Annotated in this window: 19 protein-coding genes, 1 other RNA gene and 1 other annotated feature; of the genes, 17 read left to right on the forward strand and 3 right to left on the reverse strand. The window is 43.1% G+C overall.

The window, feature by feature from the left end:
* Positions 1 to 42: 42 nt before the first annotated feature.
* Positions 43 to 1,788: an N-acetylmuramoyl-L-alanine amidase family protein gene (locus tag AC3WTL_RS11905; protein ID WP_492369442.1), complete on the reverse strand. Its 1,746-nt coding sequence runs from the start codon at positions 1,786 to 1,788 to the stop codon at positions 43 to 45.
* A gap of 249 nt (positions 1,789 to 2,037) precedes the next feature.
* Here AC3WTL_RS11905 and AC3WTL_RS11910 point away from each other — a divergent pair, with 249 nt between their 5' ends.
* The 5 genes from AC3WTL_RS11910 (at position 2,038) to AC3WTL_RS11930 (ending at position 7,407) form a co-directional block, all read left to right on the forward strand.
* Positions 2,038 to 2,193, forward strand: a complete 156-nt coding sequence (locus AC3WTL_RS11910; protein ID WP_163143348.1) for a hypothetical protein — start codon at positions 2,038 to 2,040, stop codon at positions 2,191 to 2,193.
* 114 nt (positions 2,194 to 2,307) lie between these two features.
* Positions 2,308 to 2,547 (forward strand) — a binding site (T-box leader).
* A gap of 97 nt (positions 2,548 to 2,644) precedes the next feature.
* Entirely contained in the window at positions 2,645 to 3,919 is a 1,275-nt protein-coding gene (gene hisS / locus AC3WTL_RS11915) for a histidine--tRNA ligase (protein ID WP_492369443.1), read from the forward strand.
* Between the two features lie 25 nt (positions 3,920 to 3,944).
* Positions 3,945 to 5,720, forward strand: a complete 1,776-nt coding sequence (aspS, locus tag AC3WTL_RS11920; protein ID WP_222497685.1) for an aspartate--tRNA ligase — start codon at positions 3,945 to 3,947, stop codon at positions 5,718 to 5,720.
* Between the two features lie 186 nt (positions 5,721 to 5,906).
* A non-coding RNA gene (gene ssrS / locus AC3WTL_RS11925) (6S RNA) lies at positions 5,907 to 6,094 on the forward strand.
* 551 nt (positions 6,095 to 6,645) lie between these two features.
* The gene (locus tag AC3WTL_RS11930) at positions 6,646 to 7,407 is read left to right on the forward strand and encodes a tRNA threonylcarbamoyladenosine dehydratase (protein WP_222497687.1); all 762 of its coding nucleotides are present in this window, start codon (positions 6,646 to 6,648) and stop codon (positions 7,405 to 7,407) included.
* Between the two features lie 61 nt (positions 7,408 to 7,468).
* On the opposite strand, the gene AC3WTL_RS11935 is transcribed toward AC3WTL_RS11930, so the two are convergent.
* Positions 7,469 to 7,987 carry a hypothetical protein gene (locus AC3WTL_RS11935; protein WP_248348342.1) on the reverse strand — a complete coding sequence of 173 codons (519 nt, stop codon included), beginning with the start codon at positions 7,985 to 7,987 and terminating at the stop codon, positions 7,469 to 7,471.
* Positions 7,988 to 8,165: 178 nt separating this feature from the next.
* On the opposite strand from AC3WTL_RS11935, the gene AC3WTL_RS11940 reads away from it, so the two are divergent.
* Both AC3WTL_RS11940 and AC3WTL_RS11945 read left to right on the forward strand, forming a co-directional pair.
* Positions 8,166 to 9,107, forward strand: a complete 942-nt coding sequence (locus AC3WTL_RS11940; protein ID WP_222497690.1) for an ABC transporter ATP-binding protein — start codon at positions 8,166 to 8,168, stop codon at positions 9,105 to 9,107.
* The gene (locus AC3WTL_RS11945) at positions 9,085 to 10,044 is read left to right on the forward strand and encodes an ABC transporter permease (protein WP_492369444.1); all 960 of its coding nucleotides are present in this window, start codon (positions 9,085 to 9,087) and stop codon (positions 10,042 to 10,044) included. Before AC3WTL_RS11940 ends, AC3WTL_RS11945 begins: the two co-directional genes overlap by 23 nt.
* A 42-nt stretch (positions 10,045 to 10,086) precedes the next feature.
* On the opposite strand, the gene AC3WTL_RS11950 is transcribed toward AC3WTL_RS11945, so the two are convergent.
* Positions 10,087 to 11,352, reverse strand: coding sequence for a replication-associated recombination protein A (locus tag AC3WTL_RS11950; RefSeq protein WP_492369445.1), 1,266 nt, complete (start codon positions 11,350 to 11,352; stop codon positions 10,087 to 10,089).
* A gap of 253 nt (positions 11,353 to 11,605) precedes the next feature.
* On the opposite strand from AC3WTL_RS11950, the gene AC3WTL_RS11955 reads away from it, so the two are divergent.
* The 10 genes from AC3WTL_RS11955 to AC3WTL_RS12000 all read left to right on the forward strand — a co-directional run bounded on the left by AC3WTL_RS11955 (position 11,606) and on the right by AC3WTL_RS12000 (position 19,539).
* Complete coding sequence (locus AC3WTL_RS11955) at positions 11,606 to 12,292, forward strand: YczE/YyaS/YitT family protein (protein ID WP_197248242.1); 687 nt, start codon at positions 11,606 to 11,608, stop codon at positions 12,290 to 12,292.
* Positions 12,292 to 12,711 carry a cysteine metabolism transcriptional regulator CymR gene (gene cymR / locus AC3WTL_RS11960; protein WP_009333072.1) on the forward strand — a complete coding sequence of 140 codons (420 nt, stop codon included), beginning with the start codon at positions 12,292 to 12,294 and terminating at the stop codon, positions 12,709 to 12,711. Before AC3WTL_RS11955 ends, cymR begins: the two co-directional genes overlap by 1 nt.
* Before the next feature lie 67 nt (positions 12,712 to 12,778).
* Positions 12,779 to 13,921: a cysteine desulfurase family protein gene (locus AC3WTL_RS11965; protein WP_222497693.1), complete on the forward strand. Its 1,143-nt coding sequence runs from the start codon at positions 12,779 to 12,781 to the stop codon at positions 13,919 to 13,921.
* 59 nt (positions 13,922 to 13,980) lie between these two features.
* Complete coding sequence (gene mnmA / locus AC3WTL_RS11970) at positions 13,981 to 15,096, forward strand: tRNA 2-thiouridine(34) synthase MnmA (protein ID WP_222497694.1); 1,116 nt, start codon at positions 13,981 to 13,983, stop codon at positions 15,094 to 15,096.
* Positions 15,097 to 15,212: 116 nt separating this feature from the next.
* Positions 15,213 to 15,878: a tetratricopeptide repeat protein gene (locus AC3WTL_RS11975; RefSeq protein WP_222497696.1), complete on the forward strand. Its 666-nt coding sequence runs from the start codon at positions 15,213 to 15,215 to the stop codon at positions 15,876 to 15,878.
* Positions 15,879 to 15,904: 26 nt separating this feature from the next.
* Positions 15,905 to 18,331 (forward strand): SF1B family DNA helicase RecD2, encoded by a 2,427-nt coding sequence (gene recD2, locus AC3WTL_RS11980; protein WP_492369446.1) that lies wholly within the window; start codon positions 15,905 to 15,907, stop codon positions 18,329 to 18,331.
* Positions 18,332 to 18,430: 99 nt separating this feature from the next.
* A complete protein-coding gene (locus tag AC3WTL_RS11985; protein WP_197087702.1) occupies positions 18,431 to 18,580 on the forward strand; it encodes a hypothetical protein in 150 nt (49 codons plus the stop codon).
* 121 nt (positions 18,581 to 18,701) lie between these two features.
* Positions 18,702 to 19,172, forward strand: a complete 471-nt coding sequence (locus tag AC3WTL_RS11990) for a PRC-barrel domain-containing protein (protein ID WP_222497700.1) — start codon at positions 18,702 to 18,704, stop codon at positions 19,170 to 19,172.
* Between the two features lie 15 nt (positions 19,173 to 19,187).
* Positions 19,188 to 19,379 (forward strand): YrzR-like zinc ribbon domain, encoded by a 192-nt coding sequence (locus AC3WTL_RS11995; protein ID WP_035331236.1) that lies wholly within the window; start codon positions 19,188 to 19,190, stop codon positions 19,377 to 19,379.
* Positions 19,380 to 19,404: 25 nt separating this feature from the next.
* Positions 19,405 to 19,539 carry a YrzQ family protein gene (locus tag AC3WTL_RS12000; protein ID WP_222497702.1) on the forward strand — a complete coding sequence of 45 codons (135 nt, stop codon included), beginning with the start codon at positions 19,405 to 19,407 and terminating at the stop codon, positions 19,537 to 19,539.
* Positions 19,540 to 19,560 lie beyond the last annotated feature (21 nt).

Here is a 19,560-nt window from a genome sequence, read left to right on the forward strand (position 1 = left end):
AAAAAGCCCCGGCATCCCAATTTGAGTGCCGGGGCTTTTTGGCTAATTCTTAAAATAGCGGGCAAGTCCCTGATAAATTCCTGCTGCTGCTGATTGCTGATACTGTGCAGAAGCAATCAGGGCTTCTTCTGCCGGATTGCTAAGATATCCGAGTTCAATCAGAACAGCATTGCGTTTGTTCTCCCTGATTACATGATAATCTCCGACTCTATAGCCCCGATCTCTCAGGTTTGTCATCGCTGTTACATTGGAGTGGATATTGGCGGCGATTTCCTTTTGGAAAGGATGATAGTAATAGGTAGTCGCTCCTCGTGCAGTTCTGTCCGGCGTACTGTCATAATGAATACTGATAAAAGCATCTGCATTGTGATGATGTGAAATGCCTACTCTCGAAGGCAGCGGCAAATAGGTATCCCCGCTCCTGGTCAGAATGACATTAGCACCTGCAACCCTTAATTTTTCGGCAAGCACTTGAGCGGTCCTGATAGTAATGTCCTTTTCACGTGTTCCTCGTGCTCCCGTTGTACCATTATCACGGCCTCCATGACCGGGATCAATGACAATAGTTTTATTATTCAGATGCTTTTCTGCTCCAGGCTTTGTTACTGCAGGTGCAGATCCTTTAACTGAAACGATCCAGCCTGCTACAAAACCCTTTCCGCCGTTTGGCAGGCGAATTTCATACCAATCATTATTCAGGCTCATTATTTCAAAGCTGTCCCCTTTATTTGCCCTGTGGACGACAGCTGAATGGGTACTCGCTTTTTTTCTAATATTTGATCCGTTATGTAAGATAATTGCAGAACTGCCGTTTACATTTTGCTGAGATGAGCCGGAGTTCTCTTCGGCTGTTATGTCTATGAACCAGCTTGCCGCCCATCCATAAGAACCAGGCTGATATTCAATCTTTACCCAATTATCAGCTTCTTCATGAATGGAGAAAGCTTGGCCTTTGGCAACTGAACCAATTGGTTTTCCATTTAAAGATGCTTTGTTTCTTACGGTTAAAGTGGTTGCTGTTACAGTGCCTGTTTTTCCGGATGAAGCCTGTTTTGGTTTGCTTTCTGATTGTGAGGATTGAAACGTAATAAATTGGCTGCTGATCCATCCTGTAATTCCCGAGAAAGAGATCTCTGTCCAGCTGCCATTTTGAGAAAGAACAGCAACTGTCTCCCCCGAATTAAGTTTGCCGATGATGTCACTTTGAAGAGAAGGCTTGTTCCTCACATTTAGAGAGTCTGCTGTGATCTTCCCGGTTTGACTGCTGCTGGATGAACTTTTCTTTTGTGTGCCGCTGAATTGGACAAATTCATTTGCCACCCAGCCATCTCCATATGGAGTTTGAATCTTAACCCAGCTTCCTTCTGTGCTCTTGACCTTATAGGCTGTGCCTTTTTGGATAGTTCCCAGAACCCCGTAACTTGTACCAGGTCCCTTTCTCACCCTAAGGCCATCTGTTGTGATAACCGCCTGGGAATTTTCACCTGCCGTTTTTTCTCCTGTCTGATTTGAAGTCAAATTGGAAACAAGCCAGCTTGCTACATAGCCATTTTCCCCCTGGAAATTAATTTTAATCCATTCTCCTTCACGGGAAAGGATGTTAAATTGATCGTCTTTTTGGGCTTGTCCCAGAATGGGGTAGCTTAAACCTGGTCCTTGACGGACGTTAAGATTGCTGGTGGTGATTGTTACAAAACTGTTTTCAGCTTTAACCTGTGTTTCAGTTTGTGTTATGCCGGCAAAAAGCATAAGGCATATCACGAGAATAAGTGGCTTTCTTTTCTTCAACAGGCTGCCTCCTTTCATAATTAAAATCCTTATTAAAAGAAAAACAAACAAGGTGCCGGCAGTCAAGAGAACTTTGGTCCTAAAATACTTCTCCATCGTGTGCAATATCCCTTCTAATATCGGAATATCAGCGATCAATTTTAGCTGGGAAATTAATTTGTCCCTTATGAAACATTTCAACTGAAAATGGCAAGAATAGAACAGACTACATAAAAAAGGGTGAGCACAATGAGATTTGGAGAAAAAGGAATGTCTGCACAATCTGGTGAAAATCAGCTGTTTGGGGTGGATTTTCATGATTTTATACAAAAAGAACAGAACTCAAACATGATTGAACTCGCGTCAGAGTTTGGATTATCTCTTAGGGATGTAAGAAAACTGAAAAAAAGGCTGGAACGATCATAGCATGTTTTTAGTCTTGACATTGAAGGAAATGCTCCGTATTATAATATAAATAAAATGACAAAACAATTAAATGTCTAGCTGCAGCGCCCGACCAAGGCGTTCATGCTTTTCGATAATAAACCATTGATGGAGAAGAGTAGTTAAACCCCACATGAAAAGAGAGAGAATGCCGCCCGGCTGAAAGCATTCTCACATGATGATTTAACGAAAGAACACTTCGTAGGTTTCTCTCTGAAAAGGATTCATCTTTAGTAGGAGCTGAACGTTAACAGGCGTTAACTGTAAAAGAGGAAGTCTATTTATAGGCTTCAACTAGGGTGGCACCACGGGAAAAACCAAACTCTCGTCCCTTGTATTTAATATACAAGGAGGCGGGGGTTTTTTTATTTTTGCGATTGCAAATCTAAGAATTTTATACATACTTATCATTTTGCATTAGGAGGTAATTTTCATGTCAATTCGAATACCGAGGGGAACGCAGGACATTCTGCCTGGAGAAGTTGAGAAATGGCAATTGATTGAAGAAAAGGCAAGGGAGCTTTGTGAGAAGTTTCAATATCGTGAAATCAGAACACCTATATTCGAACATACAGAATTATTTCTTCGCAGTGTGGGAGATACAACGGATATTGTTCAAAAAGAGATGTACACGTTTGAAGACCGCGGCGGCCGCAGTCTGACCCTTCGTCCTGAAGGAACAGCTTCAACTGTAAGATCATTTGTTGAGCATAAAATGCATGGCGATGCAAGCCAGCCTGTAAAGCTTTACTATATGGGGCCTATGTTCCGTTATGAACGCCCGCAAGCTGGTCGCTTCCGCCAGTTTGTCCAGTTCGGCGTCGAAGCGATCGGCAGTGCTGATCCGGCAATTGATGCAGAAGTAATTGCACTGGCAATGTCACTTTATAAAAGCATGGGCCTGCAAAAGCTTAAATTGATTGTGAACAGCCTGGGAGATAAAGAAAGCCGAACTGCACACAGAGAGGCCCTGGTCAACCACTTTAAGCCGCGGATCGGTGAGTTTTGCCAGGATTGCCAGAACCGTCTTGAGAAAAATCCAATGCGCATCCTGGACTGTAAACAAGACCGTGAACATGAATTTATGAAATCTGCTCCATCCATTATTGATTATTTAAACGATTATTCAAAAGCCTACTTCGAGAAGGTTCAAAAGTATTTAAAGAACCTGGATATTGACTTTACGGTTGATCCAAATCTTGTTCGCGGCCTGGATTACTACAATCATACTGCCTTTGAAATTATGAGTGATTCCGAAGGTTTTGGAGCTATAACTACTCTTTGCGGCGGCGGACGATACAATGGCCTTACTGAGGAAATTGGCGGTCCAGAAGCGCCGGGAATTGGATTTGCTTTAAGTATAGAGCGATTCATTGCTGCGCTTGAAGCGGAAAAGGTCGATTTGCCTCTTGTTAAGAGCATTGATTGCTACCTTGTATCCCTTGGGGAGGAAGCAAAGGATTATACAGTCGGCCTTCTTCAAAAACTTAGGATGGCAGGATATTCTGCTGAAAGAGATTATCTTGACAGAAAAATTAAAGCGCAGTTCAAAGCGGCAGACCGTTCAAATGCGAAGTTTGTTGCTGTCCTGGGCGAAGATGAACTTAAAGCGAATAAAATTAATGTAAAATCGATGGAATCAGGGGAGCAAACAGAGGTTGAACTTGATTCGTTTATAGAGAAATTCACAGCACTTTATCAATCATAAACTTGTGTTTACAGGAGGAATTAGTATGTTTGGGCGAACGTATTTTTGCGGGGAAGTAACGGAAAAAGCGATAGGAGAAAAAGTCAGCTTAAAAGGCTGGGTGCAAAAGCGCCGGGATTTGGGCGGTCTGATCTTTGTAGATCTTCGTGACCGCACTGGCATAGTTCAGGTTGTATTTAATCCGGAAGTTTCCCCGGAAGCTCTTGCAGCGGCTGAAAAAATCCGCAATGAATTTGTGCTTGATATAGAGGGAGAAGTAATTGCGCGCGAAGAAGGCACCATCAATGAGAACTTGAAAACAGGGCGGATTGAGATTAAAGCAGAGAAAGTGACGATAATCAATGAAGCAAAAACACCTCCTTTTGTCATTGATGATAAAACGGATGTTTCCGAAGATGTCCGCTTAAAATACCGTTATCTGGATTTGAGACGTCCAGTTATGTTTGATACCTTTAAAATGCGTCATCAAGTAACAAAAGCTATGAGGAATTTTCTTGACAGCGAAGGGTTTCTTGATGTAGAAACACCGATCTTAACGAAGAGCACCCCTGAAGGAGCCCGTGATTATTTAGTTCCAAGCCGTGTGCATCCGGGTGAGTTCTATGCTCTTCCGCAATCCCCTCAAATCTTTAAGCAGCTATTAATGGTCGGCGGATTTGAACGCTATTACCAAATTGCCCGATGCTTCCGTGATGAAGACCTGCGGGCAGACCGCCAGCCTGAATTTACTCAGGTCGACATCGAAATGAGTTTTATGAGCCAGGAAGAAATCATCGGCCTGATGGAAAACATGATGGGAAAGGTCATGAAAGAAGTAAAAGGCCTCGATGTCCAGCTTCCATTCCCGCGCATGACCTATCAGGAGGCGATGGACCGTTTTGGATCTGATAAGCCGGATACACGCTTTGGAATGGAATTGACGGATCTATCGGAAATAGTAAAAGATTCAAGCTTCAAAGTATTTGCCGGAGCAGTCGCTTCCGGTGGGCAGGTTAAGGCCATTAATGTGAAAAATGGCGCAGGAAAGTATTCTCGAAAAGATATTGATGCTCTGACAGAGTTTGCAGCTGTATATGGTGCAAAAGGACTTGCGTGGTTAAAAGCTGAAGAGGACGGATTAAAAGGCCCGATTGCCAAGTTTGTGACCGAGGAAGAGCAAAAATCATTCTATTCCGCTTTAGCGGCAGAACCAGGAGACTTGCTCCTCTTTGTTGCTGATAAGAAGAATGTTGTCGCTGATGCACTTGGCGCTCTCCGTATAAAGCTTGGAAAAGAGCTGGAGCTGATTGATCAAAGCAAATTTAATTTCCTTTGGGTTACAGACTGGCCGCTTCTGGAGTACGATGAAGAAGAAGGCCGCTATTATGCAGCCCATCATCCATTTACAATGCCTGTCAGAGAAGATTTAGAACTTCTTGAAAAGGATCCTGCTGGGGTCCGTGCACAAGCATATGACCTTGTATTAAATGGCTACGAGCTTGGCGGCGGTTCATTGCGTATTTTCGAAAGAGATGTTCAGGAGAAAATGTTCAGTGTGCTCGGATTCTCAAAAGAGGAAGCTGTAGAACAGTTTGGATTCCTGCTTGAAGCATTTGAATACGGCACTCCTCCGCATGGCGGTATTGCCCTGGGATTGGACAGACTCGTTATGCTATTGGCCGGCAGAACAAACCTGAGGGATACAATTGCATTCCCTAAAACTGCAAGTGCGAGCTGTGTGCTTACAGAAGCTCCCGGGGAAGTCAGCCAGTCGCAGCTTAATGATTTGAATTTAGCACTTAATTTGAAAAAAAGTGAGTAATTTCCTATTTAATGGTTAATTTGCCGAAAAATTTATTTTTCAGAAAGTTAAACCGGGAAGTTACTCCTGACTTTTAGGGAAACTTTCATATCTAAAGGAATAAAATGGATATATTTGTCCATATCACCTCCATTTCAACAGCTTGAAAAAGACGAAATCGTGTGATATGATTTTATCAATAAATAAAGAGTCCTGATGTGTTCGTTGTAAAACCTGAAATTTTGACCAACATTATTCCTTCGGGAGTCCGGAGTTTTCCAGCAGCGTAAATGCCTCATGGATGAGGACTTACAAACGCAGGAAACAGGACACCCACCTGCTGAGTGCGGGTTCAAAACGAGGGCATCAACAGCGACGGCACGATTGGGACTCTTTAGTACATACGGATATTAAAAATCCATGCCAGCGGGCATGGATTTTTTGTTTGTCCTCTTCATTATGAGCGCTGATAAGAAGGTAAGGTTTAAATAAGATAACGCTGTGAACACTATTGGGGAGAAGTTTTGACTGGCTGTTTTCGCAAGGTTTGCTGCATTTTTCATCTTATTTACTGAGTTGATTGGACCGGAAGGTGCGAGATCCTCGAAAATGCTATCACATTTTCTTCGTGCGGTGTCTACTCAAAGAAGCTTATTCAAAGTCCTGCGGGAGTAGCGGGACAGGTGAGACCCCGCAGACGCGCAGCGTCGAGGAGGCTCACCGCCCGCCCCGCGGAAAGCGAGCATCCTGGAGCGGAAATCAACGGACAACATGAATATGCAAAAAAAAAACAATTAATACGAAAAGAGCCTTCTGGTTTTATATTAAAATGTTAATATCATTAATCCCATAGAACTACTTGCTTTAATATTCAAGTATGATATATTCATTATCGGGTATAAGATAAAACATGCTTATTAAATAACATCTGATGGAGTTGATATATATGCTTCACCAATTTTCCAGAAATGAATTGGCTATTGGCAAAGAAGGCCTCGAAAAAATGAAAAATAGTACCGTTGCAGTACTGGGCATCGGCGGAGTTGGCTCCTTTGCAGCGGAAGCATTGGCGCGTTCCGGTGTTGGCCGGCTTGTGCTGGTTGATAAAGACGATGTCGATATTACCAATGTGAACAGACAGGTCATCGCTTTATTATCCACTGTCGGGAAACCAAAGGTGGACTTAATGAAAGAAAGAATCAAGGATATCAATCCTGACTGTGAAGTTATTGCTTTGAAAATGTTTTATACAGAAGAAACCTATGAACATTTCTTCGATTACGGTCTGGACTTTGTAGTTGATGCTTCCGATACAATTGCCTATAAAATTCATCTAATGAAAGAATGCTTGAACAGAGGGATTCCAATGATCTCAAGCATGGGTGCTGCAAATAAGATGGATCCAACCAGATTCCAGATTGCTGATATCTTCAAAACTCATACTGACCCGATTGCCAAGGTTATCCGCACGCGCCTGAGAAAAGAAGGAATCAGAAAAGGCGTTCCGGTTGTATTTTCCGATGAAAGCCCGATTGTAATCCGGGAAGATGTCCGAAAAACAGTAGGAAAAGATGATGCTGAAATCAGAAAGGCCAAAATGCCGCCATCTTCTAACGCATTTGTTCCTTCTGTTGCAGGTTTAATCATGGCCAGCTATGTAACCAGAAAACTCTTAAGCGATATAAAAATTGCACGTGTAAACGACTGAAAAGAGACCGGCCTTTTGCAGGCCGGTCTTTGCGCGTTTAAATGTTCTGAAATCCCTGCAGTTAATGAACTGCTCTTTTCTCTTCTATGCTGTCATGCTTAAGCAGCTGGTCTGCTTCTTTCAGGATGCTTGCCATTTCCTCATATTGCAAAAGGTGATTTTTATATTCCGCTTCTTTTTCCTTCAACTTATTAATTAACTGCTCATTCTGAAGCTTTAAGTGAACTTGTTCTTCGTGCAGACGTTTATTTTCCTTCATTTGCTCTGGGTTAGGCTGTGTTTTGGCGTAGTTTTTTAAGAAGTGTAAGACTTGAGACAAATTGGCTGGCGGAACAGCACCATAAGTTTTATTGGTTTGGGTGCCGGCAGAATTCCTTGTCTCTTCTTCGGATCTAAGATCTTCCCTTTTGGTAATGACCATGTTCCAGCGATATTGGCAGGCTGCAACTGTACGTCCGAGCTTCGTACTTGCCTTCTTAAAGGCTGATGCTTTTGAATCGCCATTTGATGTATATTCAAGGACTGTCTCTTCGAGTAATTGATCCTCTTCCGGCTTCCATAAGTCTTTCCGTTCCTTCATTTCTTTGATCACCTCGAAAATACGATTGTTAGGTTTATCGTCACCTTAATAGATGAAAATATTCCATTCTCAGCTGGTGAAAGGTAAAATAGCAAGGAGCAAATCTAATTTTGATCCCGGCCTTAAAAGATGTCTGCAAAACGGACAAAACATTATTAGCTGGGAGGAGGATGAATACATGGATGTTCTTGTAGAAATACAGGAAGTTACAAAAGTGATAAAAGGAAAAACAATAATTGATTCTGTCAGCTTTGACGTGAAAAAGGGAGAGGTATTCGGTTTCCTTGGCCCAAACGGTGCTGGTAAAACCACCACTATTCGAATGCTGGTGGGTTTGATCGGCATTACTTCCGGTGACATAAAAATTCTCGGCAGCAGCATTAAAACAGATTTTGAAAAGGCAGTTTCCCATATTGGAGCCATTGTAGAAAATCCTGAGATGTATAAGTTTTTATCAGGTTATCAAAATCTAATCCATTATGCACGAATGTCAAAAGGAGTGACAAAGGAGAAGATTGATGAGACTGTCGAGCTGGTAGGCCTGACGGATCGGATTCATGATAAAGTGAGGACATACTCGCTTGGAATGAGGCAGAGACTTGGTCTGGCGCAGTGTCTTTTGCATGATCCCAAAATCCTCGTTCTGGATGAGCCTACGAATGGGCTTGATCCGGCAGGCATCAGGGAGATTCGGGATCACCTGAGGATGCTGGCGAGAGACAGAGAAATGGCTGTCATTGTTTCCAGCCATTTATTATCTGAAATGGAAATGATGTGCGATAGAATCGGCATTATTCAAAACGGGAAGTTGATTGATGTTCAGCACATCAGTGATTTTGTGCAGGGGAAAGAAAAGGTTTATGAAGTAGAAGTGGATGACCCTGACAACGCACAAATAATGTTGAAGGATATATACCCTGAATTGCCTATACAGGTCACAGAAAACAGAATGTACCTTCCACTCGTCCGTGAACGCATACCTGAGATGGTAAAAGGGTTGGTCCGGAAAGATATTAATATTTTTGCTGTCCGTGAAGTAACCAAAACATTGGAAGATCGCTTCCTGGAAGTTACTGAGTACAAGGGAGGTGCCGAAAATGCTCGGACTGATTCAAAATGAATGGATGAAGATTTTTAGGCGTTCAGGGACTTATGTCATGATTGGACTGCTTTTAATCATGACGACTGTTGCAGGCGCTTTTATAAAATATCAGGAAAGCGGGGGGACGGTCCCGGATAATACGGAATGGAAAAGGGGTTTGCAGACTCAAAACGAAAGCTATCAAAAACAGCTTGAAGAGATGGGAGAAACGGTTCCCAGAGATATGAAGGAACAGTATCAGAGGGAGATTGCCCTTAATGAATACCGAATTCAGCATGATATTTCACCGAATGAGGAATACTCTGTCTGGGGATTTGTATCCGATACCTCACAGCTGATTGAATTTGCCGGCTTGTTTACCATCATCATTGCCGGAGGGATTGTGGCAAGCGAGTTTAGCTGGGGAACCATTAAACTTCTTTTAATTAGGCCTATCAAAAGAGTGAAAATCCTAGGAGCAAAGTATATTACCGTGATTATGTTCGGTCTGATGCTGCTGGCCGTCCTCTTCGGATATTCAGCACTTCTTGGCGGGCTCCTCTTTGGATTCCCTGAAAAAGCAATTCCTTATTTATATTATTACAATGGCACTGTGGAAGAACAAAGCATGGGACTTCATCTGATAGCTTATTATGGCCTTAAATCCATTAACATGCTTATGCTTGCAACCATGGCTTTTATGATTTCGGCAGTTTTCAGGAATAGCTCTCTGGCAATAGGACTTTCTCTGTTTCTGATGTTTATGGGAGGACAAGTCACAAGACTGATTGCCATGAAGTATGATTGGGCAAAGTACAGCCTTTTTGCCAATACGGATCTTCTTCAATATTTTGAAGGAGTGCCAATGGTTCAGGGGATGACGCTAGGATTTTCGATCATGATTATTCTTGTCTACTTCCTGCTTTTCCAGGTGCTTGCATTTTATGTATTTAATAAAAGAGATGTTTCTGCTTAGAAGTAAATAAGAAAAGGTCTGGCATCATAGCCAGACCTTTTGCTATTTAAGGAGTTTTTCATAAATTGATGCTAATGCCTGTTCAAATTTGCCTGTTTTCTTAGGCTGATAATATACCTTGTTTTTTATTCTGTCCGGCAAGTACTGCTGTTTGACCCAGCCCGTTTCATAATCATGAGGGTACAGATATCCGATGCCTCTTCCGAGCTCCTTTGCTCCTTTGTAGTGGGCGTCCTTCAGATGATCGGGGACTTCACCGCTTTTGCCTGCGCGAATATCTGCCATGGCAGAATCCAAAGCTATGTAGGCGGAATTGGATTTTGGAGACAAGCAAAGCTCTATGACCGCATTTGCAAGCGGTATCCTTGCTTCCGGAAATCCAATTCTTTCGGCTGTTTCGACGGCTGCGAGAGTCCTGGCTCCGGCTTGGGGTGATGCCAGGCCGATATCTTCATAGGCAATAACCAGCAGTCTTCTGCTTATGCTCTGCAGATCGCCTGCTTCAATTAATCTGCCCAAATAGTGAAGCGCAGCATTTACGTCGCTTCCGCGGATAGACTTTTGAAAGCCGGATAATACATCGTAATGGGCATCCCCATCCTTATCGTGTGTAAAGCTTTTGCGCTGAATGCATTCCTCGGCAACGGACAAGTCAATTTTAATGATGCCTTCTTCATCCTCTTTTGTTGAAAGCACAGCCAATTCCAAGGCATTAAGCGAGCTTCTGACATCCCCGTTTGAAGCAGTGGCCAGATGAGTTAGAGCTTCATCGGTAACATCGGTTTGTTTATTGCCGAGGCCTCGTTCCTTATCCTGTAAGGCTCTTGCCAGTGCTTTTTTTATTTCATCTGCAGACAGCGGCTTCAGTTCAAAAATTTGACACCGGCTTCTGATCGCAGGGTTTATTGCATGATATGGGTTGCTGGTTGTGGCGCCAATTAAAGTGATGCTGCCATTTTCCAGATAGGGAAGCAGAAAATCCTGTTTGCCTTTATCAAGCCTATGGACTTCATCCAGCAGCAGAATGACCTTACCCGACATTTTTGCCTCTGCTGCTACCACTTCCATATCTTTTTTATTATTAGTCACTGCATTTAAAGTGCGGAAAGCATATTTGGTGCTTCCAGCAATGGCACTTGCAATCGACGTCTTGCCTATACCTGGAGGCCCATACAGAATCATCGATGAGAGCTGCTTAGCCTGCACCATGCGATAAATAATTTTTCCTTCTGAAACAAGATGCTCCTGGCCGATGATTTCATCTATCGTTCTCGGCCTCATCCGGAATGCAAGAGGTTTAATGTTCAAAGTTATCACTCCAGCCTTTTGCCGGCAGTTTGCAGTCTGCCTATCAATTTTCAGCAAAGCTTCCGCTTTCTATTTAAGATACCATAACATTTCCTGCTGCGAAATCAATTAGACCGCCATTGCCAGCGTCCGGGATTCAATCCCTCGCGCCCCTTTTCTCCCTAAAATATGCTATAATGTCAAAAGTCTATAATCTTACTAAGGATTAAAACTTAATATATTTTTTGCAGGTCATGCGGGGAGCGTTGGGGACATGTTACTGAAAAATAAAGGGCAATTCGGTCCCAGGTTTTTGGTGTATCTAACAGGACTGCTTGTCATGAGCCTGGGTATTGTTTTGTTAATAGTGGCTGATATAGGGGCAACCCCCTGGGATGTTCTGCATGTTGGGCTGTACTACCAGCTTGGACTGACGATAGGCAGCTGGTCCATCATTGTCGGGATTTTCATATTAGCTGCTGCAGCACTAATTTCAAAGGAATTTCCACAGGCCGGTGCATTCTTGAATATGATACTGATTGGTCTGTTTATTGACGCCTATTTGCTTTTGCCATTTATGCAGACACCAAATGGTCTTGCGGGGAAAATGGCTATGTTTGGTTTTGGTATAGTTGTTTATTGCTATGGGATGGGAATGTATATTTCGGCTCAGCTCGGAGCGGGGCCGAGGGATAGCCTGATGATTGCATTGACAGCAAAAACCGGCTGGAAGGTTAGAAATGTCAGAGCCTTAATGGAAATTGCTGTGCTGACAGTTGGATGGCAGCTGGGAGGACCTGTTTTTTGGGGCACCATTGTACTCAGTTTGGCAGTCGGGCCGATTGTCGGATTAGCTTTGCCGCAGTGCCAGGCTTTAACTGACCGGTTTTTGGCAAAACTTAAAGAAAAGGATATTTATTCGAATCAAATGCTTAAAGAAAAGGATAGAGGTGCAAGCTGATGAAAATATCTACTAAAGGCCGTTATGGTTTAACTATAATGATTGAATTAGCTAAAAAGCATGGGGAAGGTCCCACTTCGTTGAAATCGATTGCCCAGACGAATGACCTGTCTGAGCATTATCTGGAGCAGCTTATTGCTCCGCTTCGGAACGCCGGCCTTGTTAAAAGTATCCGCGGTGCATACGGCGGATATATTTTAGGCAAAGAGCCGACAAAAATTACCGCCGGGGATATCATCAGAGTTCTGGAAGGACCGATTAGTCCAGTGGAAGGAATTGAAGATGAGGAGCCTGCAAAGAGAGAACTTTGGATGCGAATTCGTGATGCTGTGAAAGATGTGCTTGATAACACAACGCTTGAAGATCTTGCCAGCCATACAGATACCGGAGAATCGGATGCCTATATGTTTTATATTTAGGTCATAATCAGGGAATAATTTTTGTTGAAAATAAAGCAGCAGGATGAAATGAAGTAGGTGAAAAAATTTGGAAAGAATATACCTTGACCATGCCGCAACTTCGCCAATGCACCCTGAAGTGATTGAACGGATGACTGAAATCATGAAATCTGAATATGGAAATCCCTCAAGCATTCATCATTTCGGACGGAGTGCACGCCATATTGTCGATGAAGCAAGATCTGCTTTAGCAAACAGTATTGGGGCAAAAGCCAATGACATTATTTTTACAGGCGGCGGAACAGAAGCAGATAATCATGCGATTTTTGGAACGGCTGAATCCTGCCGCCATAGGGGCAACCACATTATCACAACTCAAATTGAACATCATGCGGTTTTGCATGCATGTGAGGAGCTTGAAAGACAGGGCTTTGAGGTAACGTATTTGCCTGTTGATTCAAATGGGCGTGTTTCTGTAAAGGACGTAGAAGATGCTTTACGGGAGGATACCATACTTGTAACTATCATGTACGGAAATAATGAAATAGGGACTCTTCAGCCGATTAAGGAAATAGGCGGGTTATTGGAAGAGCATCCTGCGAAATTCCATACCGATGCTGTACAGGCTTATGGAATTGAAAAAATTGATGTGCAGGAATTGAGAGTGGATTTGCTTTCCGTCTCCGCCCATAAAATCAATGGCCCAAAAGGAATCGGCTTTTTATACGCCCATCCTGATGTGAAGCTTGCTTCACGGCTTTTTGGCGGTGAACAAGAAAGGAAGCGGCGGGCAGGAACGGAAAATGTTCCTTCTATTGCAGGCTTCCAGGAGGCTGTCCGGATCTCTCAGAAGGAGATGGAAGCAAAGCGGGAAGAGCTGCATTCTTTTAAGATGCTGTTCATGGATAAAATGAAGCAGGAAGATGCTGTTTTTGAGCTGAACGGATTGCTTGATTATTCCCTCCCTCATGTTTTAAACTTAAGCTTTCCCGGAACAAATGTTGAAGCCATGCTGGTTAATCTTGATTTGGCTGGAATAGCAGCATCAAGCGGGTCGGCCTGTACTGCTGGCTCCATCGAACCATCCCACGTCCTTGTCGGCATGTTTGGAAAAGGATCAGATAAACTGCAAAATTCCATCCGTTTCAGCTTCGGCCTTTTTAATACAAAAGAACAAGTCGAACAAGCAGCAGAACAAACAGCCAAAATCGTGAAACGGCTGGCTAAATAGATAAGATAATGGAAACATGCACGTCATAGCGTGGTTTCTGAAGATTTGAGGTGAAAGAGATGAACAAAGATCCAAAGGATACCCGGGTAGTGGTTGGTATGTCCGGAGGCGTTGATTCTTCTGTGGCGGCCCTGCTTTTGAAAGAACAGGGTTACGATGTAATCGGCATCTTCATGAAAAACTGGGATGATACAGACGAAAATGGTGTTTGTACCGCTACAGAGGACTACAATGATGTCATCCGAGTATGCAACCAAATCGGCATCCCCTATTACGCAGTCAACTTCGAAAAGCAATATTGGGATAAAGTATTTACCTACTTCCTTGAAGAATACAAGGCAGGGCGGACACCTAATCCGGATGTTATGTGCAATAAAGAAATTAAATTTAAGGCATTTCTTGAACATGCTATGAGCCTTGGCGCCGACTATCTGGCGACAGGACACTATGCACGTGTGGAATTCAGAGATGGCGAATACAAAATGCTGAGAGGTCTTGATGATAATAAGGACCAAACCTATTTCCTGAACCAGTTGACACAGGAGCAGCTTGAGAAAGTGATGTTCCCGATTGGCGACATTGAAAAATCCAAAGTTCGTGAACTTGCAAAAGAAGCCGGTTTGGCAACTGCAGCAAAGAAAGACAGTACGGGAATCTGCTTTATTGGTGAGCGCAACTTCAAGGAGTTCCTTGGGAATTACCTTCCGGCGCAGCCCGGAAACATGGAAACCATGGACGGAAAAGTTGTCGGCAAGCATGATGGCCTCATGTATTATACCATTGGACAGCGGCATGGACTTGGCATTGGCGGAGCAGGTGAACCCTGGTTTGCAATCGGTAAAGATCTAAAGAGAAATGTCTTGTATGTTGGACAAGGCTTCCACAATGAAATGCTCTATTCAGACTCCATTACTGCTGTTAACGCCAGCTGGGTAACAAACTCAGAACAGCCGCAGGAATTTGAATGTACGGCTAAGTTCCGATATCGTCAGGCTGACAGCAGGGTAAAGGTTCAAACACTTGGAGATGGCAAGGTCAAAGTTACTTTTGAGGAGCCAATCCGGGCTGTTACCCCTGGTCAGGCAGTTGTCTTTTATGATGGAGACGAGTGCCTTGGCGGCGGAACAATTGATGAAATTTTCAAGGATGGCAAACAGCTGGATTATGTCGGTTAAGAAAAGACTGGACCCCGATTCTTATCAAAGGATCGGGGTTTTATTACGGGAATAGAAGACAGCGGAAAAGGTGAATTCAAATATGCTATACTTTGATTTGAATGGAGTGATGGATAATGGATAAAAACCAAATGGGTATTCAATATATGCAAGAAGGAAAATGGGAAGAAGCAGCGAAGGTTTTTATGGAAGCAATTGAAGAGAATCCTTCAGATCCTGTGTCATATATTAACTTTGGAAATGTGTTATCTGCCGTAGGAGAAAACGAGAAAGCGCTGAAGTTCTATGAGAAAGCAATAGGACTTGATGAAAATGCCGGTGCTGCTTACTACAGTGCGGGGAATTTATATTATGAATTACAGCAGTTTGACGAAGCTAAAAAGATGTTTGAAACAGCACTGCAAAAAGGCCTGGAAACTGCAGATAATTTCTTCATGCTTGGCATGTCCCTTACAGCCCTTGACCAGGGCAGACTGGCTTTGCCTTATTTGCAGCGAAGTGCGGAGCTGAATGAAAATGACGCCGAAGCACATTTCCAATATGGATTATGCCTGGCACAGCTGGATTACATTGATGAAGCGATCGGGCAGATGAAAAAGTGCATAGAAATTGAGCCAGAGCATGCAGATGCTTATTATAATCTTGGAGTAGCATATGGATTTAAGGAAGACGAAAATGAAGCACTTGCTTACTTTAATAAGGCACTGGAAATTCAGCCGGACCATATGCTTGCTGGCTACGGAAAAAAGCTGATTGAAAAGGGCGGCAGTGAATTGAATTAAAGTTGTTTTTAGGGGAGGGAATGGAAATGGAAAAACAGGATTCCATGGATCTTTTTGCCGAACAGGGGAAGTTCATAAAGGGCAGACATCTGGTCACAATCTTTCATAATGAGCAAAACTTATATACGGTTGTGCGCATTAGGGTTGATGAAACGAATGACTCTTATGATGAAAAAGAAGCGGTCATTACCGGCTATCTTCCAAAGATGCATGAGCATGAAACCTATATTTTTTATGGTGAATTCAAAGACCACCCTAAGTTCGGCATCCAATTCCATGCAAGCCATTACAGGAAAGATCTTCCCCAGACGAAACAAGGCGTAGCCAATTATTTATCAAGTGAATTATTTAAAGGGATTGGCAAGAAAACAGCCGAGCAAATCGTGGAGACACTTGGAGAAGATGCGATTACTCGTATTCTAAACCAGCCGTCCCTCCTCGATAATGTTCCCAAGCTGTCACCTGAAAAAGCTAAATTGCTTTACGATACGCTGATGGAACACCAGGGCCTTGAGCAAGCCATGATCGCTCTTAATCAATATGGGTTTGGCCCGCAGCTTTCCATGAGAATTTATCAGGTGTATAAAGAAATGACGATTGAAGTCATTCAAAATAACCCTTATAAGCTGGTTGAGGATATAGACGGGGTCGGCTTTGGCCGAGCTGACGAGCTGGGATATCAAATTGGCATATCAGGCAATCATCCTGACCGTATTAAAGCTGCCTGCCTCTACATACTTGAAACGGAGAGTATGCAGGCAGGCCATGTTTATATTGAAGCAAAGCCTCTTCTGCAAAGTGTGAAGAAGCTGCTGGAAGAAAATAAACGTGATTTGATTGAATACAAGGATATATCCAATGAACTGATTAAGCTTGAAGAGGAAGGGAAGATCATGGCTGAAGGCCAGAAAATTTTCCTTCCATCTCTTTATTTTTCCGAAAAAGGACTAGTAACCAATATTAAGCGGATCCTCAAGCAAACCCAGTATGACGAACAGTTTCCGGAGTCGGAATTTCTTTTGGCCCTTGGAAATTTGGAGGAGCGCCTGGGTGTCCAATATGCCCCAACTCAAAAGGAAGCCATTCAAACAGCTCTTATGTCTCCTATGCTGATATTGACCGGCGGGCCGGGGACAGGAAAAACAACCGTTATTAAGGGGATTGTTGAGTTATATGCCGAGCTGCATGGCTGCTCCCTGGAACTGAAAGATTATAAAAAGGAAGAGCCCTTCCCCTTCCTGCTGGCAGCCCCTACAGGAAGGGCTGCAAAACGGATGGCGGAATCAACAGGGTTGCCAGCTGTAACGATTCACCGTCTTCTTGGATGGAATGGGTCTGAAGGATTTGACCGGCACGAGGAGAGTCCGCTGGAAGGCAGGATTTTAATTGTAGATGAAACATCAATGGTTGATGTTTGGCTTGCAAATCAGCTTTTCAAGGCTCTTCCTGAAAATATGCAAGTAATACTGGTTGGTGACGAAGACCAGCTGCCTTCAGTGGGTCCCGGCCAGGTTTTGAAGGATCTTTTGCGCTCAGAACGCATTCCAACTGTCCGTTTAACAGATATATACAGGCAGGCTGAAGGGTCTTCAATTATTGAACTGGCACATGAAATGAAAAAAGGCAAGCTTCCTGAGAACATCACTGCGCAGCAATCGGACCGTTCATTTATCAAATGCCAGCCGGGCCAAATTGCTGATGTTGTTGAAAAGGTTGTCCTTAATGCCAAAAAGAAAGGTTATTCATCTAAAGATATTCAGGTGCTTGCCCCAATGTACCGCGGACCTGCAGGCATCGACAGACTAAACGAAATACTGCAGGAAATACTGAATCCAAATCCCGATGGATCGAGGAAAGAGCTGCCCTTTGGTGATGTGAAATACAGAATTGGCGATAAAGTCCTTCAGCTTGTCAACCAGCCTGAGAACAATGTTTTTAACGGGGATATGGGTGAGATTGTTTCTATTTTTTACGCAAAGGAAAATACGGAAAAACAGGATATGATTGTCGTATCCTTTGATGGTGCGGAAGCTACATACACAAGGCAGGATTTGAACCAGATCACTCATGCCTACTGCTGCTCTGTCCATAAATCGCAGGGAAGTGAATTTCCGATTGTCATAATGCCTGTTGTTAAAAGCTATTACAGGATGCTGAGAAGGAATCTCCTTTATACCGCCATTACCCGCAGCAGACAATTTTTGATATTGTGCGGCGAAGAAGATGCATTAAAAATGGGTGTGGAACGTGCGGATGAACAGGCACGCTTGACCACTCTTTCTGAAAAGCTGAGAGATGCAATCCAGTTTAATGATGAAACAGGGCTTGAAGATACAGCGGTGTCTTCTCTTGCGGAAACACTTTCTCTCGAAGAAAAGCTTCTCCAAGCCGATCCAATGATAGGAATGGGAAAAATAACACCGTATGATTTTATGGAAAAAGAATATAGCTAAGAAGAGCAGTCTACAATAAAAGACTGTTCTTTTTTGTATATCTAAGCAATAGACATGCAATTTGGCGGTTTTATCTAAATAAATAAAGGAGAGATAAATGTGGAAAAGAAAAGCAGAACTTCTCTTCTCAATCTCCATGGAGTAAAACGACGCAGACAGCCGCGGCAGGACTATGAGTTTTCAGAGGAACTGTCAGACGGCGGGGAGCGCAGCGAGCGTTTTAATAAGCCAAGGTACAGCGGAAAGTAGACTTATGCAGGCTTTCTAATCCGTTCTTAACAATATTTTTTGGCTCCCATGGGAATGGTTTTCCGTTATGTTTTTTTCGGGACAGTGAAAACTATAAATGTTCGGGAAGGCGGGATTCTCTTTGCGGACATTTTCTTTATTAAAAGGGCTGCCGGTGTTTGAGCTGAAAACCGGCAATAAAACAGGCGATATCTGTGATTTATCCATTTCAGGAACCGGAAAAGTTCAGGGATTACTGCTGCGAAAGGGCGCATTTCTGAAAAAGACCTATATCATCAATATTGAAGACGTGGCATCTTTCGGCTGGGATGGAGTGATGATTGAAGATACCTCTGTTCTGCAGGCAATTCCTAAACATGATGATTATACATGTGAAACCAATAACCGGTTAACCGGCAAAATGATTATGAGCCGGGAAGGAGAACGGCTGGGTTTGCTTGAGGATGTATACTTTAAGGAAGAATTGGGCACGATTGTAGGGTACGAACTGTCGGATGGCTTCTTTTCAGATGTGCTGGAAGGAAAACGTGTCATAAAAACCGATGACCCGCCTGCAATTGGAAAAGACGCCATTATTGTAAATGTAAAATAGTGAGGTGTCTTTTTCGTGCTGAAATGTCCAAATTGCCAGAGCAAAGATATTGGTAAAATCGGGATTAACCAATATTATTGCTGGAATTGCTTTATTGAACTATCCTTGTCCAAAGGGATCATTAACACCCATCAAGTAGAGGAAGATGGTACGCTCAGCTCCCTTGATGATTTATTTGAAGAAGAAGAGCGCCGGTTTCTTTCGTAAGAATTAACGGAAGAGGTGAACCAGTTTGAACAAAATATTAACCTCTGCAATGATGCTTGGAGCAGGCATGGCTGCTTATAATTATGTTCAAAAGAATAATATGATATCAGGCCGAAAAATGAAACGCATCCAGAAAAGAATAACCAAAGCTTTATTTTAAATGATCAAGGCTGGTTCTTAA

The sequence above is a fragment of the Cytobacillus sp. EB106-05-05-XG126 genome, from assembly GCF_058791715.1.

Excerpts from the sequence above, each read along its gene's own strand:
- AC3WTL_RS11910 (WP_163143348.1), top strand. The coding sequence starts at position 2,038 with ATGTCTGCACAATCTGGTGAAAATCAGCTGTTTGGGGTGGATTTTCAT.
- hisS (WP_492369443.1), top strand. The coding sequence starts at position 2,645 with ATGTCAATTCGAATACCGAGGGGAACGCAGGACATTCTGCCTGGAGAA.
- aspS (WP_222497685.1), top strand. The coding sequence starts at position 3,945 with ATGTTTGGGCGAACGTATTTTTGCGGGGAAGTAACGGAAAAAGCGATA.
- AC3WTL_RS11930 (WP_222497687.1), top strand. The coding sequence starts at position 6,646 with ATGCTTCACCAATTTTCCAGAAATGAATTGGCTATTGGCAAAGAAGGC.
- AC3WTL_RS11935 (WP_248348342.1), bottom strand. The coding sequence starts at position 7,987 with ATGAAGGAACGGAAAGACTTATGGAAGCCGGAAGAGGATCAATTACTC.
- AC3WTL_RS11940 (WP_222497690.1), top strand. The coding sequence starts at position 8,166 with ATGGATGTTCTTGTAGAAATACAGGAAGTTACAAAAGTGATAAAAGGA.
- AC3WTL_RS11945 (WP_492369444.1), top strand. The coding sequence starts at position 9,085 with ATGCTCGGACTGATTCAAAATGAATGGATGAAGATTTTTAGGCGTTCA.
- AC3WTL_RS11955 (WP_197248242.1), top strand. The coding sequence starts at position 11,606 with ATGTTACTGAAAAATAAAGGGCAATTCGGTCCCAGGTTTTTGGTGTAT.
- cymR (WP_009333072.1), top strand. The coding sequence starts at position 12,292 with ATGAAAATATCTACTAAAGGCCGTTATGGTTTAACTATAATGATTGAA.
- mnmA (WP_222497694.1), top strand. The coding sequence starts at position 13,981 with ATGAACAAAGATCCAAAGGATACCCGGGTAGTGGTTGGTATGTCCGGA.
- AC3WTL_RS11975 (WP_222497696.1), top strand. The coding sequence starts at position 15,213 with ATGGATAAAAACCAAATGGGTATTCAATATATGCAAGAAGGAAAATGG.
- recD2 (WP_492369446.1), top strand. The coding sequence starts at position 15,905 with ATGGAAAAACAGGATTCCATGGATCTTTTTGCCGAACAGGGGAAGTTC.